This is a genomic window from Candidatus Phytoplasma ziziphi, assembly GCF_003640545.1.
Taxonomy (GTDB): domain Bacteria; phylum Bacillota_I; class Bacilli_A; order Acholeplasmatales; family Acholeplasmataceae; genus Phytoplasma; species Phytoplasma ziziphi.
In genome coordinates this window covers 346,632-365,754 of sequence record NZ_CP025121.1, presented here as the reverse complement: position 1 = coordinate 365,754, position 19,123 = coordinate 346,632, and the positions used below count along the sequence as shown (strand labels likewise).

14 protein-coding genes are annotated in these 19,123 nt (G+C 22.6%); 7 read left to right on the top strand and 7 right to left on the bottom strand.

Annotated elements, in window-relative coordinates; translation table 11 throughout:
* Nucleotides 1-146: 146 nt before the first annotated feature.
* The 5 genes from CWO85_RS01865 to CWO85_RS01845 all read right to left on the bottom strand — a co-directional run bounded on the left by CWO85_RS01865 (nt 147) and on the right by CWO85_RS01845 (nt 9,678).
* On the bottom strand, nt 147-1,490 hold the full coding sequence (locus CWO85_RS01865) for an FAD-dependent oxidoreductase (protein ID WP_121463995.1): 1,344 nt from the start codon (nt 1,488-1,490) through the stop codon (nt 147-149).
* 127 nt (nt 1,491-1,617) lie between these two features.
* Nucleotides 1,618-6,162: an exonuclease domain-containing protein gene (locus tag CWO85_RS01860; RefSeq protein WP_121463994.1), complete on the bottom strand. Its 4,545-nt coding sequence runs from the start codon at nt 6,160-6,162 to the stop codon at nt 1,618-1,620.
* A gap of 89 nt (nt 6,163-6,251) precedes the next feature.
* A complete protein-coding gene (locus CWO85_RS01855; protein ID WP_121463993.1) occupies nt 6,252-7,535 on the bottom strand; it encodes an exodeoxyribonuclease VII large subunit in 1,284 nt (427 codons plus the stop codon).
* A gap of 526 nt (nt 7,536-8,061) precedes the next feature.
* Nucleotides 8,062-8,784 carry a TrmH family RNA methyltransferase gene (locus tag CWO85_RS01850; RefSeq protein ID WP_121463992.1) on the bottom strand — a complete coding sequence of 241 codons (723 nt, stop codon included), beginning with the start codon at nt 8,782-8,784 and terminating at the stop codon, nt 8,062-8,064.
* Nucleotides 8,785-8,829: 45 nt separating this feature from the next.
* Nucleotides 8,830-9,678 (bottom strand): YitT family protein, encoded by an 849-nt coding sequence (locus CWO85_RS01845; RefSeq protein ID WP_121463991.1) that lies wholly within the window; start codon nt 9,676-9,678, stop codon nt 8,830-8,832.
* A 720-nt stretch (nt 9,679-10,398) separates the two neighbouring features.
* Between CWO85_RS01845 and rpsF the strand changes: the two genes are divergently transcribed.
* From rpsF to CWO85_RS01810, 7 genes are all read left to right on the top strand, one after another.
* Nucleotides 10,399-10,686 (top strand): 30S ribosomal protein S6, encoded by a 288-nt coding sequence (rpsF, locus tag CWO85_RS01840; RefSeq protein ID WP_121463990.1) that lies wholly within the window; start codon nt 10,399-10,401, stop codon nt 10,684-10,686.
* A complete protein-coding gene (locus CWO85_RS01835) occupies nt 10,686-11,132 on the top strand; it encodes a single-stranded DNA-binding protein (protein WP_121463989.1) in 447 nt (148 codons plus the stop codon). Before rpsF ends, CWO85_RS01835 begins: the two co-directional genes overlap by 1 nt.
* 64 nt (nt 11,133-11,196) lie before the next feature.
* The gene (gene rpsR, locus CWO85_RS01830) at nt 11,197-11,436 is read left to right on the top strand and encodes a 30S ribosomal protein S18 (protein WP_121463988.1); all 240 of its coding nucleotides are present in this window, start codon (nt 11,197-11,199) and stop codon (nt 11,434-11,436) included.
* A gap of 204 nt (nt 11,437-11,640) precedes the next feature.
* Complete coding sequence (rplI, locus tag CWO85_RS01825) at nt 11,641-14,154, top strand: 50S ribosomal protein L9 (RefSeq protein ID WP_121463987.1); 2,514 nt, start codon at nt 11,641-11,643, stop codon at nt 14,152-14,154.
* Between the two features lie 25 nt (nt 14,155-14,179).
* Nucleotides 14,180-15,526 carry a replicative DNA helicase gene (gene dnaB / locus CWO85_RS01820; RefSeq protein WP_121463986.1) on the top strand — a complete coding sequence of 449 codons (1,347 nt, stop codon included), beginning with the start codon at nt 14,180-14,182 and terminating at the stop codon, nt 15,524-15,526.
* 50 nt (nt 15,527-15,576) lie between these two features.
* Entirely contained in the window at nt 15,577-16,638 is a 1,062-nt protein-coding gene (locus CWO85_RS01815; protein ID WP_121463985.1) for a PCRF domain-containing protein, read from the top strand.
* 2 nt (nt 16,639-16,640) lie between these two features.
* Nucleotides 16,641-17,192 (top strand): L-threonylcarbamoyladenylate synthase, encoded by a 552-nt coding sequence (locus CWO85_RS01810; RefSeq protein WP_201736605.1) that lies wholly within the window; start codon nt 16,641-16,643, stop codon nt 17,190-17,192.
* Here the strand turns inward: CWO85_RS01810 and holA are convergent.
* A complete protein-coding gene (gene holA, locus CWO85_RS01805) occupies nt 17,189-18,166 on the bottom strand; it encodes a DNA polymerase III subunit delta (RefSeq protein ID WP_161554982.1) in 978 nt (325 codons plus the stop codon). The two genes, CWO85_RS01810 and holA, sit on opposite strands and share 4 nt — an antisense overlap.
* Nucleotides 18,167-18,208: 42 nt before the next feature.
* On the bottom strand, nt 18,209-19,117 hold the full coding sequence (locus CWO85_RS01800; protein WP_121463982.1) for a tyrosine recombinase: 909 nt from the start codon (nt 19,115-19,117) through the stop codon (nt 18,209-18,211).
* Nucleotides 19,118-19,123: the final 6 nt, after the last annotated feature.

Genomic DNA, 19,123 nt, shown 5'->3' with positions numbered 1-19,123 from the left:
TTTTCTTATTAAAATAAAATTATAAATTATAATATTATTATACAAAATATATAAATGAATAAAAAAATTGAATAAAAAAATAATTTCAATAAATAATAAAAACTATGTTTATTAGTAAACATAGTTTTTATTATTACCGCTTATATTCATTTTGAGGATTCTAAATATTTGATTCCTACCAAATTTAACAAACTCCATGGTTTGCTAAAATACGGATGAAAAGAAAAATCTTTAAAAGCTAAAGTATCAATAGTATTTTTTTGTTCGATACAAACGCTTAAAGTATTCATTTTTTCAGTTAAATCAGTGGTAGATAAAATTTGACCTCCTAAAATAACACCTGTTGTTTTTTCAAATAAAATTTTTAATAATACTGAATCATATTCAGGCATAAACTCAGGTCTATTAGCATCTTTTATAGTAATTGTATCATACTCAATCCCTAATAATTTAGCGGAATGTTCATTCAATCCTGTCGAAGAAATACTTAAATCATTAATTTGAATACAACTAGTTCCTTGAGTTCCTAAATATTTATAAACATTTTTTTCAATATTCAATCCTACAATAGTACCTGTTCTTACAGCGTTAGTAGCTAAAGGAATATACATACTTTTATTTGCTAACGGAGTATATATAATATTTATACAATCGCCACAACCATAAACATCAGGATGTGAAGTTTGCAAATATTCATTAACTTTTAAAGAATTATTAGAATCTAATTCTAAAACATCTTTGACTAAATCTGTATATGGTCTAAAACTGATACATGTAATAACCATTTCTGTTTCATAACAATCTTTATCAGTTTGAACATGAGTAACTAGATCGCCTTTAGTTTTGAATTCAACTACTTTTTGATTTAAAGCTAATTTAACATTATGCTGTCTTAAACTCTCTTCAGCTATTGAAGTGAATTCTTTATCTAAATATTTAGGCATTATTCTATTCTCAATATCTATCAAAGTTACTTCTTTGTTTTGTCTACAAAAAGCTTCAGCCAATTCTACTCCAATATAACCTGCTCCGACAACTGTTATTTTATTAACTTTTTTAGCGTACTCAATAATACGATTAGCATGTTCTAAATTTTTAGATAATAAAACATTTTGAGATTCGATTCCTTTTATCTTAGGGATTACAGGCCAAGACCCAGTCGAAAGAACTAATTTATCGAAATCATCGAAAAATTCATTACCATTTTCTAAATTTCGAACTAAAATATTTTTTTTATTTAAATCAATTTTAACAACTTCATGTTTCAATTTTACATTAGCTCCTAAATTATTTAATTCTTCAGCGCTAGAATAAAATAAACCTTTTCTATCTTTAACTACGCCACCAATATATAAAGCTATACCACAAGATAAAAAAGAAACATTATCGTTTTTTTCGTAAATATTTACTTTAATATCTTCATTTTTATTCAACATTGTTCTAACTGCAGCTGTCCCAGAATGATTACAACCAATCACGATTACTTTCATTATATATTTTACTTTAAACCGCCTTAATGATCTTGTTTTATTACAAAACAGTAAAAATCAAAAAAATTTATAATCAATATAATTATAACTAAATTTATATAATATTATATATTGTTTTAGTTTTTGATCATTCTAATGGTAATTTTTCTACTAATTTTAACTCTTCTATTATTTTTTTAGAAATAGTTTTATTTAATTTAGCTCTTTTTTTAAAATCTGATTGTGTAAATAATTTTTCTTTTCTTTCTTCGACTATATGAGTGGCTGCTTTTTCACCTAAACCATCTATCGCGATAAAAGGCATAATTAAAGAATCATTATTATACATTACAAATTCAAAAGCTTCGGATTTATTTAAATCAATTGGCAAAAATTTAAAACCTCTGCGAAGCATTTCTAAAGCAATATTTAAAGTGTTAATTAAACTTTGTTCTTTAGCTGTGTTTTTTTGTGTTATATTTTTACCTACTAAAATACTAATTTTTGCATCAATTTCATTCGGCGTTTTTAACATTAAATCATAATCAAATTGATCTAATCTTGTAGATAAAACACCACTGTAAAATAAAAGAGGATGATGAACTTTAAACCATGCGATTCTCACAGCCATTAAAACATAAGCGGCAGCATGTGCTTTCGGAAAAAGATATTTAATTTTTCCTAAAGATTCGAAATACCATTTATGAATACCTTTTTCTTTTTGAATTGATTCGATCATTTCTGTCCATTCGACAGGTTTAGAATGTTGTTTGCCTTTACGAACTAATTCCATAATTTCAAAAGCTTTTAAAGGATCAACATTTTTACGAATCAAATATAACATAATATCATCACGACAACCAATAATATCATTAAAGGAAATGTTTAAACCTGATTTTTTTAAATAATCAAAATCTCCTCTTTTTTCTAAAACATCTTGAGCATTTTGCATCCAAACATCAGTTCCGTGAGAAAGACCTGACACTTTAACTAAAATACCAAAATTAATTTTTTTATTTTCTTTATAAATATCTTTTAACATTTTTTGAACAAATGTAGTACCAAATTCTGGAATAGCAATAGTTGCTATTTTCTGACCTTTATCAATATATTCATTAGAAAATAATTTATAAACATCGGGATCATCAACTGGAATATTTTGATAAGATTTAAAACTAAATTCATTCTGATTTTTTTGAACATAATCCATAAAAAATTTAATCAAAATAGGATCATCGTGTCCTAAAATATCCATCTTAAATAAGTTGTTTTCAAAAGAATGATAATCAAAATGAGTAGTTTTCCAATTAGATTCTATATCATTAGCAGGAAATTGAATTGGAGTAACTTCATAAACAGAAATATCACGTGGAACAACAACAATGCCGCCAGGATGTTGTCCTGTAGAACGTTTTACTCCTTCGATTATATTCGACATTCTAGCGACTTCACAATTTCTAATTTTATCTTCTAATTCTTTTGCTTTGATAAAACCTTTAACATAACCAAAGGCAGTTTGTTTAGCTACTGTTTGAATCGTTCCAGCTCTAAAAACACAATCATGTCCTAACAATTCTCTCATATATTCATGAGCTATAGGTTGATAATCACCCGCAAAATTTAAATCTATATCGGGTGTCTTATTACCTTCGAAACCTAAAAAAGTTTCGAAAGGAATATCTTGGCCATCTTTTACAAATTTAACAGAACAAAAAGGACAGTTTCTATCCGGTAAATCATAACCAGATAAAATATCTGTTATCTCGGAATAATCATTCAAATCAGAACCTTGATTTTGAATATATTCTTTATATTCTTCACTTTCTTTTTGTTCTTGAGTCATTTGAGGAAAAACGGTATATTGACATTGAGGGCAAAGATAATGTGGTTTTAAGGGGTTAACTTCAGTTATTCCTAAAAGAGTAGCTATAAATGAAGACCCAATTGAACCACGTGAACCCACTGGATAACCACTTTCTATTGATTTTTTAGTTAATAAATAAGCTAAAAAATATATAGGAGTAATATTTTGATTAATATTTTTATCTTTATAATCGCCAATAATACTTTTTAATTCTTTGACCATCCTTTGTTGAATAAAAGGATGTAATTTTTTTCCATATAATTTTTGTAATTTATTCTCAATTAAATTTTTCATCTCAATTTTAATACTTGGAATATTTAAATTTTTGGCAAAATTATCATCTTTTAAGGAAAAAAGTTTTTTAGGAAAAATTCTAATTTTATCAATTTGATCATTTAAAAGATGAGTATTATTAATCACTAAATCTTCTTTTAATTGTTGATCTTCAATAAAATTAAAAGCGTCTAACATTTCTTGAGTAGTTAAAAAATAATTGTCGGGTAAATGTTGAGTCGAATATTTTAATAAATTATGTAATCCGCCGCCCACTAATTTAGCGTTAATATAAATTTCTCTATAAATTTTATCACAAGGATTTAAATAATGAACATCGCCAGTAGCAATAACAATTTTATTTTGTTTTTGAGCTTCATTAATAATTTTTAAAATTATTTCTTGAATAATAATTTTTCCTTTTTCTGTATTATCGCCGGCCAAATCATAAATAATATGTTTATAACTGTCTATCGGTTGAACTTCTATATAATCATAAAAAGAAATAACTTCGCTTAACTCTTTATCATTTTTATTTAAAGCTGTTTTAAAAACATTGCCTTCACTACAACCGCTTCCTACTAATAAACCTTCTCTATATTTTTCTAAATTAGACTTTAATAATCTAGGTTTTCTATAAAAATCTTTAGTTAAAGAATGGCTTACTAAACGAAATAAATTTTTATAACCTATTTTATTTTTAGCTAAAATATTAATATGATAAGATATTTCAAATTTGCCATCCATACGACCTCTTAAATCATAAAAATAAAAAATTTCTCGTTCTTCTAATCTTTTAAACATCTCTATTAAAACAAGGGCTGTTATGGTAGAGTCGTATAAAGCTCTGTGGTGACTACCTTCTAATTCTGCTTTAACTTTAAAACATTTAGCAACTCTCTTTAAAGAAAAATATTTCAAATATTTTTCAAAATATCTTTGGCTTACACGTAAAGTATCTATACAAGGTTGTTCAATAAAAGGAATTTTTAAATTTTTAGCTTTTTCCTTGATAAACCCTATATCAAAAGCCAAATTATGCGCAACTAAAACATAACCTTTAATAAATTCTAAAAATTTAGGCAAAATTTTTTCAATAGTAGGTTTATTTTCTAAATCTTCATCTTGAATTCCTGTAAGCTTTATAATAGTTTTATTTAATTTAGTTTCTGGATTGACTAATTCATCAAAAATCTTATCTGTCATTTGACCGTTCTCTATTTTAACAGCTGATATTTCGATAATTTTATCTCTACGTTGTGAAAAACCAGTAGTTTCTATATCGAGAACAACATAATTATGTTTTTTTAAAACAAAATCTTCGAATTCAGGATATTCCTCTTGATTAGTAACAAAAATAGGTTTTTCTTCAATAAAATCTGTTTCAACTCCTAAAATAGGTTTGATAGGTTTTTGCTTAGAACAATTATCGATTTCAGGATAAGCATAAAGACCATGATGATCTGTAACAGCGATCGCTGCATGCCCCCATCTTATGGCTGTATCAATATAATCTTTAGCGCTATTTGTAGCATCTAAATTTGACATCTTTGTATGTAAATGAAATTCAATTCTTTTTTTTCCTGGATAATCATCTATTCTCTCCAAAAAGAAAGGTGTAGAATTTACAATTTGATATTCAGTTTCGAGTCTAAAATTAAAATCTTCTTTATATCTTAAATCATAATTTTTATTTAAAGAAGAACAAATTTCAACTAAAACTCCTTCTTGAAAATCTTTTTCCATTTTTTGATATTCTTCAGATTTAGGTTTCGCAAAGATTCTATACAATATAGAATCTTTTTTTGTTTTCGGATCGACTAAATAAAAAGAAAATAAAATTTGTTTATTTTTAGTTTCTTTTTTAGTGACTTGCTGTATATAACCTTTTATCCAAAACCTTTTCGGTTGTAAATCTTTAACTTGTTCATATGATTTAGGAATCTCATCAAATGTTAAAAAAACTTTATCATTATTTTTTTCTTCAGGTGCATCTGGAAATTTGCTTTCTTTAATATTTAAGCTCAAATCCGAACCATATCCTTTTTTTAATAATTGATCTAATTCTTGGATTAGAACTTTTAATTCTTCTTCATTACATTTGAAAGAATATTCATTAAATGTAATTTTTATATGACATATTTTTTTTTCAAAATCGATTTCTAAAATTTCAATAGCTGAATTGTATCCGTTTTGAAAATTTAAAATAGAAAATAAACCTTCTTTATATTGGTTCTTAATTATTTTATTCAAAAGATACTGAAAAATGTTTTTCCATAAAGATTCATCTTGAACATTATCAAGATTCGTAAACGAAAAATGAATAACAATTTTTAAATCTTTAATTAATTCATTTGTTTCTTTATTAATAAATTGTTCAATTAATTGTTCAAAATCATTTAAACAAGAAATATTAGATAAATTTTTTTCTCCTGAAAAATTTAAAACCCATTTTATTTTTTTTGCGCAAACCATTGTTTGAACAAATTTATAAGTAGTTTGATTTTCTTTATTAAACTCATCTATAAGTTTATTTAATATAAGATTTGAAGACATTTATTTTTGCTCTTATCAATAATTTTTAAAATTTATATAAGTATAAATATAATTAGTTTAAAAATGAGCTTTCCATATTTAATTAAAATTTACAAAGACAATTCTTCTTTATTATCGATATTTATTAAAAAAAATTTTATATACTCAGTATCTGTTGAATTGTAATAAATAATATTTTTTTCTTGGTTATAATTAGTTTTATAATCAGACAACAATTTATGAAATTGTACAGTTTGCAACTCATCTATATCTATTGCCTCTATTATTTTTTTTATATAGTTCATTTGTTCGTTTTTATAATTCATGTTTAATCTGGTTCGAATTAAAAAAAATTTTATATATTCATTATCTTCCGAATTATAATAAAGAACATTTTTTTCTTCGTTGTAATTTGTTTTTAGATTGTAAAATAATTTATTTAATTGTAAATTTGGAAATTTATTTTTATCTATCACTCCTATTATTTTTTTTATATTATTCATTTGCTTATTTTTATAATGAACTTTAAAGATAAAAGGGAAATAAGTTTCAAGAGTGTTTTGTTGATATAAATAATTATTAGATTTTTCGATAAATGCGAAAATTTTTAAAATACTTGACGTCGGAGTAATACCATAATCAAAAGCAACCAAATCTGAAAAAGTTATATTCGCAGCATGACCTATTCCCGTTATAATAGGTATTTTCGAATTTTTAATATTTTCTATAATACATTTATTGTTAAATACTCTATTAATTTCTTTAAGTTCTCCTCCACCACGACTAAGAATTATAACATCTACTTCATTTTCATCATTTATCTGTTTAATTGTTTTTATAATTTCAAGAATAGCTTTATCTTTTTCCATTCGAGCGTAATATGTTTTATATGATTTATAATTTTTTTCTTTTAATATACCCTGGATATCTGAATAAACTGAGCTATTTTCAGAAACCAATATACCTATTTTCATTATTTTACTAATTTGAACTTGTGTTTGCAAATTATACTTATTAATATCTTTTTTTAACAACCAATTATTTATTTTTAATACAAAATATTTGTTTTTAAAAACATTTTTCCGAATTAATTGACCTTCAACAATAACATCTTGATTAAACATTTTAGGATCAATATTTTCTATTTGTTCTATTATAATCTTTTTATTTATGTCTTTGACGCTATGTAAATAAATGTGATTTTTGCTTTCTTTAATAACACCATTAATTAATTTGAAAGGTGTTTTTTTGTTATTATAAAGATCATCAGTTCTCGCCAGTAAATCATTGATTTCTAGCAAATCATTAGCATTTAATTGTTTTTTTGTAAAATATAGAGAACTATTTTTTTTATTATCAAAAAAAACTGAACGTAGAAAAGAGAAAATTGTCATTTTAAACTCCTTTGATTATGCTTTATAATTATTTTATTTGTAGCCATAACGTTTCAATAAATTAGAATTTTCAAAAATTATGAAGTTTTAAAAATTCAAATTATTTCTTTTATGTTTTAACACTAACACAAAAAAATAAAATTTCTAACCAAAATTGCGATTCTTTCCTTAAACTCATTTTTATTTAAATATAAAGATAACTTTATAAAATCTTTTAAAAATGATGTTTTTATTTATTTATCTTTTTTTAATCTTTATGTTTTTATTATTATTATATATTTTTATTTCAAAATATGTAATTGGTAATTACATATTTTGAAATAAATTAACATTTTGAAAAAACAGTAACATACTGTCATAGGTAATTTAAACAATTTTAATTTTATAAAAGTTTAATTTTTAAAATTCAACTCTATTAAAAAACTAATAAAAAAAGACTATCAAATATTGATAATCTTTTATGTATTTTTAATTTAATTTTAGGTTTTTTTAATAGGAGTCTCACCTTTTGTCTTTTCGCGTATCCTTATATTTTACACCTTAAAAGATACATTAAAATACTTCCTGCGGCCCCAACATTAAGACTTTCGATATCATTAATATCAATATGAACAAAATATTCAGATTTTTCTTGAACTGAAAAAGAAATACCTGCTCCTTCATTTCCTAATATTAAAATTTTTTTATTTTTTTGTGTAAAAAAAGACTTATCATCTAAATTTATATTTTGTTTATTTACAGAAGCGCTAAAAATAGTATAATTATCATTTTTAGTTGATTCCAAAAATTTTAATATATTTCCTCTTTCTAAAAATAAATGAAATATTGCTCCTTGGCTGGATCTTATAGTTTTTTCATTATAAAAATCTACTGTTTTTTCACTACTAAAAATATGTTTAAAACCAAAGGCGCAAGCGCTTCTCAATAAAGTTCCTGCGTTTCCTGGATCTTGAATATCATCCATAACTAATATTTGATCACTTTTTAAAGGTTTATTATTTATTTTGCAAAGAGCACACACAGAATAAAGAATTTTATTATTATTTAACTCTTTCATTAATTGTTCCGAAATTAAAATCCCTTGTCGATTTGGATCGATTGTGTAAACTTCTATAACAGCTTTATTAACCAAAGCTTCTTGAACTAAATGTTCACCGAAAACTAAAAATTCTTGAAAAAAATCACGATATTTTTTCCAAGAAAGTTTTTTTAATTTTTTAAATTTAATATTTTCTTTAGATGAAATCATTATTTTCTCTCTTAACTTTGAAAAATAATTTCTTGAAATTTAAATTTATTTAGTCATTATAAAATCCATAATAGATATAGTTATTAAAAAAATCAAGATAGAGAAAAAATATTTAATAAAAACATTTCTTGTATTACTAGAATTTTTTGTATTATTAATATTTTTTTTATTATTTCTTTTTCTCAATAAATCCATTATAAAAGATAATAAAATAGCTGAACCATCTATAACAAATAATATTCTTGGTAAAGACCATTCATAACGATGACTAACAAACATAAAAATAACATCAGTTCCTGCTGTACTATAATGATTTTTGAAAATAGCGCCACAAGTTATACCCAAAGTTAAACTAGTTATTATAGAAGATACAAATAATCTCAAAAAGATATTTTTTTGAATAAATTCAGGAAATTTCCTAAGAATCAAATTTTGCTTAATATTATAATGATCAAACATTTTGAGTATAAAAGAAAATGAAAAACTAAATATTATAGATGAAATTAAAATCTCTTTAGAATGTGGTATTCCTTTCCATAAATTAAAAACAGCGAATAATAAAATTAAAATTCTTATAATACTAATTTTATTATTTTGACTAAAAAAATATTTTTGTTTTTGAGTTTTTTTATCAAAAAAAAATATTTTATCTAAAAAAATTAGATTACTTTCTAATCCGCCTATAATAAATTTTTCAGGCAAAACAAAAAAATAAATTACTGAGATCAATAATAACATTCCGATATAAATTTGCATTTGTTGTAAAACACAATTGTCATTGAATGAAGTAGAATATGTTAAAAAACTTAAAATCGACATAATAAATGATAAAATTATAAATAAAAAAAAGACAAATTGAGCTTTTTTATTATGTTTCGCCTTATTCTGTTTCATATTAATATTTCCCGCTTTCTGTTATTTATCGATTCCATACGAAAAAAAATTATTTAATATAGATTTAGAATTGCATATTATAAATAATAAAAAGAACATTTTATATTAATTTGTTTATATTAAATTGTAAAATGTATGATAATAATTTTTCTACAATATTAAAATTGTTTCATTTAAAATCTATTAAAAAGTTTTTAAAAAGAATAATAGTTTTTTATAATAAAATTCTTTTTAAACAATTTATCTTTATAAAATAATAAAAATATTAATTATTTAAAAAAAATTTTAATTTTATGGTAAAATTAAACAAATATACAATCGAAAAAAAAGATAAGTTCCATTTAGTATTTACAATTATTATTATATCAAAAAAGTTCATTTAAACATTAATAACAACACACATAAAATCTAATTTTCAAATTATATTAAATAATTTTTATATTATTTAATATAATTTATTTAAATTTTGTTAAAATATAAAATATATATAATAATTTATTATTGTTAATAAAATTTTATTTTTATTCTATTATTTGTTAAATAAAAATCAGATAATCTCGATAAATTAATTAATTATGAAAATTAGCAAATTAAAGTCTAAATTTTTAATATTAATAAAATAAATTTTATTTTAATTTTGGAATTATTGAATATAATAAAAATTTCCTTTTCTTATTCGACAGAAATAAGAACAAAAGGCCATAAGGAGTGTTTTAAAAAATGAGAAAATATGAAATAATGTATATTTTGAGTCCTGTTTTGAACGAAAAACAAATTGATACTGTTAATAAAAATATTAATAGTATTTTTGAAAAAGAAGGTCAAATTTTGGAATATCAAAAAGCAGAATTAAAAGAACTAGACTACCCTATTAAAAAATTTAATCAAGGATTTTATAATAGTTTATTAGTGCAAGCTAATAATGATATGGTCAAAGAATTTAACCGAGTTATGAATATCACAGAAGAAGTTATTCGTTACATTATATTAAAAGTGGAAGATAAATAATGATAAATAAAGTAATTTTAGTAGGAAGAATCACTAAAGATCCTGAATTACGTTTTATTAATGGTGATGTCCCTTTAGTAAGATTTATTTTGGCGGTAAATAGAAATTTTAATAATAAATCAGGCGAAAGAGAAGCTGATTTTATTAACTGTACAGTTTGGAATAAACAAGCAGAAAATTTAGCTAAATATATTACCAAAGGTTCTATGTTAGGCGTCGAAGGTAGTATCAGAATTAATGTTTCCGAAAATAATAATCAAAAACAATTTTTTACAGAAGTAAGATGCGATTCAATTCAATTTTTAGAACCTAAAAAAAATAATTCTGATTCTGAGGTTTCTAATAATAATTCTAATTTTCAAAAAGAAGATAATTATAATCAAAACACAAATGAAAACCAAGACAATAAAACATTATTTATTGATGATGAGAATGTACCTTTTTAAATTTAAATCATAAAACATATGCATATATAAAAATACATATAAAAAAGGAGTTATAAATAAGAAAATGCAAAGAATCAAAAAATATTTTAAAAAACGTCGTAAAGTTTGTTTTTTTACTGAAAATAAATTTACTAAAATCGATTTCAAAGATATCGAATTATTAAGTAAATTTATGACTAATAGAGGAAAAATTTTACCAAGTATAATTACAGGAACTTCAGTTAAATGGCAAAAACGTTTAGCTAAAGCTATAAAAATATCTCGTCATATGGCTATCAAAAAGCAAAATGACAAAAACATTTAATTAAAATTATCAAAATAATTCCCATATAGATATAACAAAACAAGCTTTTATATTTTTAAATATCATAGCTTGTTTTCTTTTTTATTTAATAACAAATGTAACAAAATATTAACATTTATTAAAATAACATTTGATTCATTTTTTTAAAAAAATTAAATCATAAAATCCAAAAATTAATATAAGAAACGAGTTTTTATAACAATTATGTATAAAAAAATTCGAGAAATATTTTTTAAATATAAAAAAAATATATTAATAATTTTTTTAATTATTTTTTTTATTTTCACTATCATATATGATAGTGAAAATATTAAATCAATTATAGAAAAACCAAACGATACTTTTCAAGAAATAAAATCAACTGTTTTAAACTTATTTATAAGCGTTGTAGGAAAAATAATAATTCTTTTTATTGTTATTTGTATTTATTTCAATGTTCATTATTTAATGGAAATTAAAAGATTAAAAAATCGTTTAAATTTATGGGCTCATTTATCTTATTATGTTAATCAAGTAGGGGAAGAAGTTTTTAATGAATTGCCTATCGGGATTATTATAATAGATAATATTTTTCATAAAATTCAATGGATTAATAATTATGCTAACAATATTTTAAAAAATCCTGTTTTAAATACTGTTTTAAAAGATGTTAATTCTTCTATGGCAGACTTATTAAATTCTTCTAATGATAAAATCGTTTTGCATATAGGAAAAGAAGATTTTGATTGCATATATAAAAAAGAATTTAATGTATTTTATCTTTTCAATGTTACCGAAAGAGAACAAATCCAAACACTTTATAATCAAAAAACCCCTACTCTTATTTTTTTATCTTTCGATAATTTAGATAATTCTTTTAAAAAATTAGATTTGTCGGAACAATCTCAAATTAAAGTAGAATATTTAAGCTCTTTATCAGATTTTTTTGAAATTTATGAAAGTTATTTAAAGCAATTAACAGATGATAAATTTTTAATTTTATTAAATTATCATCAATTAGAAAATATAATCGCCGATAAATTTTCTATTTTAAAAACAATTCGTAATATATCTAATAAATATAAATTAAAAATTACTTTGTCTATGGGTGTCGCTTGTTATAATTTATCTTATAATCAGCTGTCTAATTATGCTCAGAATGCTTTAGAATTAGCTCAAAAAAGAGGAGGAGATCAAGTAGTTGTTAACATAGAGAATCAAAAACTTCAATATTTTGGCGCGACTACTACATCTTTAGGAACTGATTCTAAAATATCAGCTCGTATTAATTCTGAAATAATCGAAGATTTTATTTTGAAACATCAAAGTTGTTTTATTATGGGGCATGTTCATCCTGATTTAGATTCTTTAGGTTCAATGATAATCTTTTATAAAATCGCGTCGGCTATTAATAAAAATTATGAACATTATTTAATTATCGATGAATCCAAAACAGATTCTAATTTTAAATTTATTTATCAAGATTTACATAAAGAAGAAAAAAATTTAACCAATCTCATTATCACAACGGAAAAAGCAATGAAAATGATAGATGAAAATTCTCTTTTGGTTATTGTGGATACTCAAAATCGTGATATTGTGAACAGCCCTGAATTATTAAATTTAACTTCCAATGTAATTATTTTTGATCATCATAGAGCGACCGAAGATATCATTAATAATAAATTTTCATATGTTAATTCTACAGCTTCTTCTACTGTAGAAATTTTGATAGAACTTATTAATTTTTTCAAATATAATATTAACATTACCCCTTTTGAAGCTAGTTTAATGTATGGCGGAATGGTAATAGATACTAATTATTTCACTTCTCGTACTAATTCAAGAACTTTAGAAGCAGCTGCACAATTAATTTATTTAGGAGCTGATAGTTCTAAAGTTAAATTTTGGCTAAGAGAAGAATTGAATCAAATTCTAGAAATGAATGATTTAATTTCTAAAATGGAAATTTATATGGATAGATTCGCAATTGTCAAAAATAATAAAATTTGTAATGATCGTTCTTTTTTAGCTAAAATATCTGAAAATGTGTTAAATATTCAAAAAATCGACGCTGCTTTTACAATTTCTAAATTAAAAGATAATAAAATAGGAATAAGTGCTCGTTCTTATGGCGAAATAAATGTCCATATAATTATGGAACAAATAGGAGGCGGCGGTCATATTAACAGTGCTGCTACGCAAATCGAAAGCGATAACATAGATGACATCGTCCTTCAATTAAAAAATATATTGTTTTTAGAATATAAAGAAAGTTTAAAAAATATGAAAATTATTTTATTAGAAGATATTAAAAATAAAGGCCAAAAAAATGATATTATTCAAATAAATTCTGGTTATGGTAATTTTTTAATTAAAGAACAAAAAGCAATTTTAGCTAATGACCAAAATATCAAAAAACTAAAACAAGAAAAAATTTCGAAAGAAGAACAAAATAAAAAATATAAATTATTAATGCAACAAGTAAAAAAAGATATTGACGATAAAAACATTGATATAACAGTTAAAATAGGTCCTCAAGGAAAAATGTATGGCAAAATAACTTTAAATCAAATTATAGAAGAATTTCATAACAAATACAACATATTAATAAATAAAAAACAAATTGTTTTAGAAAGTGAAATTAATTCACTTGGAAAATATAAAGCTAATGTTGTTTTGACTCCAGAAATTATAGCTTCTTTTATCATAAATATCCAAGATATAGAAAAAAAATAATTACTTTTTATTAAAAAGAAAAAATATGAATGAAAAAAATATAAAACTACCTTTTTATCTAGAAGCAGAACAATCTATTTTGGGAATTATTTTGTTAGATCCTAAAAAAATTTTAACTACAATGGATAGATTAGACACAGAAGATTTTTTCAACATTGAACATCAATATATTTTTGAAGCTATGAAAACTTTATCTAAAGAAAACAAAGATATCGATTATGTATCTATTTTTAGTATTCTCAAAAATCAAAAACAAACTTTGACAGGAGGGCAAAAATATTTATTACAATTAACTGATAGTATTCCTTCTATTTATCATTTAGATAGTTATATCGATTTTGTTCGTGATGCCGCTCTAAAAAGAGAAATAATTACTGCCGCTTCAGCAATTTATAATGAAGGTGTTAGTAATCATGATATTGATTTTTCTAATTATTTAAATATTACTGAAGAAAAATTTTTTCAAATTTCCAAAAAGAAAAAAACTAACAATCTTCTCGAAATCAAAACATTATTAAAAGAAATTGAACATAAAACTATTTATAACAAAAGAGAACATAAACTTATCGGTTTAAGCACTGGTTATAGTAATTTAGACGATATTACTTTAGGTTTTAAATCAGAAGAACTTATTATTTTAGCCGCTAGACCTTCAATGGGCAAAAGTACTTTTATGTCTAATTTAGCTCTTAATATAGCTAAAAAAAATAATAAAGCTTCAATTGCTATTTTTAGTTTAGAAATGTCTAATGAACAATTAGGAACAAGAATATTAAGTTCCGAAAGCAAAATTTTGCATAAAAAAATTCAATTAGGAATATTAAATGAACAAGAAGTTAATTTATTAAAAGCCAGTTCTACAAACTTACAAAATTTAAATATTTATTTCGATGATTCTTCAAGCGCTAATATTTTAGACATTAGAGCTCAATGTCGTAAACTCAAAAATCAAAATAAATTAGATTGTATTATTATTGATTATTTACAATTAATCGGTAAAGTTAATAAACAAAACTTTAAATCTTTTTATAATCGTCAAGAAGAAATCGCTGATATTTCTAAAAGTTTAAAACAAATGGCACGTGAATTGAAAATTCCTGTTCTGGCTTTGTCTCAATTATCACGTGAAGTTGAGAAAAGAGAAGACAAAAGACCTATTTTATCTGATTTAAGAGATTCTGGAAGTATTGAACAAGATGCTGATATCGTTATGTTTTTATATCGTCCTAATTATTATAATAAAGGTGCACAAAACGAATTATCCGATTTAGGTTATACAGAATTAATTATCGCTAAAAATAGACAAGGAGCCACAGGAACTAAAAAATTTAATTTTAATTTAAATTGTCTTTCTTTTTTTGAAATAGAATAAAATTCATAAATATTGATTTATTTTCGTTTAACACAGGAGTTATAAATAAAATGCTAAAAAAACTTAAAATAATAAAAGAAAAATATTTACTGTTGCAAAAAAAAATGTTGAAAGATGTAAATAATATAGAAATTTTAAAAGAAATAAACGAATTAAACAAAATTGTTTCCATTTATGATACATATCTTATTTTAGAAAAAGAAAAAAACGAAATTACAAAATTAATTGCTAAAAACAACATAACAAAAGAAGAAAATGAATTTATTGTTTTATTTAAAGAAGAACAAAAAAATTTAGAAATTAAAATAACAGAAAAATTAAATCAATTACAAAAAATATTATCATTTAAAAAAAAAGATAATAGCAAAAATGCTATTATCGAAATTAAAGCGGCAGCTGGCGGAAGCGAATCAAATCTTTTTGTGGCTGATTTATTCCGTGCTTATGTTAAATATGCCGAAAGTAAAAAATGGAGAACAGATGTCCTTAATTTAGTAACTAGTCCTAAAAATGGTATTTCTTCGGTTGAAATGATTATTTACGGAGATAATGTTTATTCTTTTTTAAAAAATGAATCAGGAGTACATAGAGTACAAAGAGTGCCTGAAACAGAAAAACGTGGAAGAATTCATACATCTACAATTAAAATTTTAGTATCTCCCGACAAAGAAGAAAAAAAAATAGATTTAAATTGGAATGATATCAGAGTAGATACATTTAATTCAAGTGGTCCAGGAGGGCAATCAGTAAATACCACCAAATCAGCTGTTCGTTTAACTTATTTACCTACTGGTGATAGTGTAGCTTGCCAAATAGCTAAAAGTCAACATCAAAATAAAGAAAAAGCCTTTCAACTATTAAAAAATAAAATTTCTAATCAGTTAATATCAGAACAACAACAACAACAAAACAATATTAAAAAAAATTTAATTGGCAAGGGGGATCGTAGCGCTAAAATAAGAACTTATAATTACGCTCAAAATAGAATTACTGATCATCGCATCAATTTGACTTTACAAAAATTAGATTTTTTTATGGAAGGTAAAATAGATTTAATTATCGAACCTACAAATAACGAATTAGAAAAAAAAATTATCGAAGAAAAAATATAAATATGTTGAAATCCAAAATAATTATTTTTCCTACAGATACTGTTTATGGATTAGGTTGTCCTATATACGATCAGGAAAGTTTAAAAAAAATTTATACTATTAAAAAAAGAGACAACAATAAACCAATAAGTGTATTGTTTTTTTCTTTAGAACAAATAGAAGAAATAGCAATGATAGATAACAAAGTTAAAAAATTAGCTATTGCTTTTTGGCCTGGCCCATTAACTATTATCGTACCGACCACAAAAAAATATTATGATAAAACAAAAGAAAAAACAATAGGAATTCGAATACCAAATCATCCTCTAACTTTACAAATTTTAAATGAAAAAGGACCTTTAAAAACCACTTCTGTTAATAAAAGTGGTCATCCACCTCTAAATAATTATTTAGAGATTAAAAAACAATATCAAAATAAAGTTGATTGTATTTATCCTAATAAGGAAATATCATTAAATATAAGTTCTACTGTTATAGATATCACTTCTCCTAAATGGTTTTTGGTAAGAAAAGGATCTATTTCTTTATCAATGATAAATAAAATTTTAGATTAAATATTTTGATTTATCCAAAGATATCTTAAAGCTTTTTCTGGTTCTATCAATCCTTGTTTAACTTTATAATATATTTTAAAAAGAATTAAAAATAAATTTTCTATTTTGTCCATGGATAATAATTTAATTTCTTTAATTAAATTAAAAGTTTTGGGTAAAGAATATTGTAAAAGAGTGGATATTTCAACCTCTCTTTTTTTTTCATTTATCAAATGTTGAATTAAAATCATTTCTTGTAATTTTTGTAAAATTTGATAAATAATAAACATAGAATTATATTTATGATTTATCAAATTATCTAATAAATCAAAATTATCTTTCATTTTCGAATTATTTATAATGGAATTGATAAATAAAAATACACTATCGTCTGTAGAAACGACTAATTGTTTAATTATTTCTATATTTTCAATATTTTTATTTGAACATGATAAATAATATAATTTAATTTTTTGTATTTCTTCTTGTAATAACAATAAATTATTTTGAGTTTTTTGAATTAAAAAAGAAATAATTTTAGAAGTTACAACAAACCCATCTTCTTCAAAAAGTTTTTGAGTATGATTAATCAAATTTTGATATGATAATTTATTTTGTTTTTCAATAATAAAATAATTATTTATTTTTTCTTGTATATCTAGAGGAAAATTATTATCTTTTTCTTCAACTAAATAAATAATAATATTATTTTCTGGGTCTTTAAAAAAATTTAACAAAAAATTTAAATTTATATTTTTTTTTGAAAATAAAAAAGAAATATTTTCAATAAAAAGTACTTTTTTAACATAAAAAAAACAACTAGTATACAATTCTTTATCAATATTTTGAGCTATTTCGGGATAATTATCTTTTTGAATAGAATAAAACAAAAAATTATAATTCTTTTCATAACATAAACTCTTTAAATTATTTTTAATTTTCTCCAAAAAAAATTTTTGTTCATAAATAAATAAATTTAAAGAATTGATTTTCACAATAAACCTCTTAATAATAAATTTTTTTAATAAAATATTTATTTAAAAATTATCGATAGCTCTAGGATGATATTTAAAATATGTTTTTTTTAAATATTTTTGACTAATATGAGTATAAATTTGAGTAGTTGAAATATCTTCATGTCCTAAAATATTTTGCAAAGTCCTCAAATCTATTCCGTTTTCTAATAAATGAGTAGCAAAAGAATGCCTTAATGTATGAGGGGAACATTCGTTTCTTAAATTAGCTTTTTGAGCTATTTTTTTAAAAATTTTATAACATCCTTGTCTTGATAAACGTGCTCCTTTTTGATTTAAAAAAACAAATAAACTTGTTTTCTTTTTTAACAAAGAAGAACGTCCTTTTTGTAAATATTTTTTTAATTTTTTAGCAGAATATTCTGTAACAGGGACTATTCTTTCTTTATTCCCTTTCCCTATAATAATAATATAAGATTCTTCTAAATATAAATTAGACAAAGTTAAATTTAAAATTTCTGATATCCTTAATCCTGAACCATACATTAATTCAAAAATAGCTTGATTTCTTAAAGAATTCAAGCTATTTTTATCAGAAACACATTTTAAAAACAAAAAAACTTCTTTTAAAGACAAAACTAAAGGTAATTTTTTTTCTATTTTAGGAATTTTCAAAATAAGAGTAACATTATATTTTATTTTTTTTTCTAAAAATAAAAAATAATGAAATTTTTTAATAACAACAATTTTTCGAGCTAAACTTTTGCTGCTTATATTATAAAAATTAACAATATTTTCTAAAAAAAGAGAAATATCTTTTTGAGTGATTTGATTAGGATCTTTAATATTTAAATTTATTATCATAAAATTTAAATATTGATTTATATCATTTACATAAGCTTCAATAGTGTTTAAAGACAATAATAATTCATGTTCGATATATAATTTAAATTCTAACAAAAGATTTTTCATTATTAT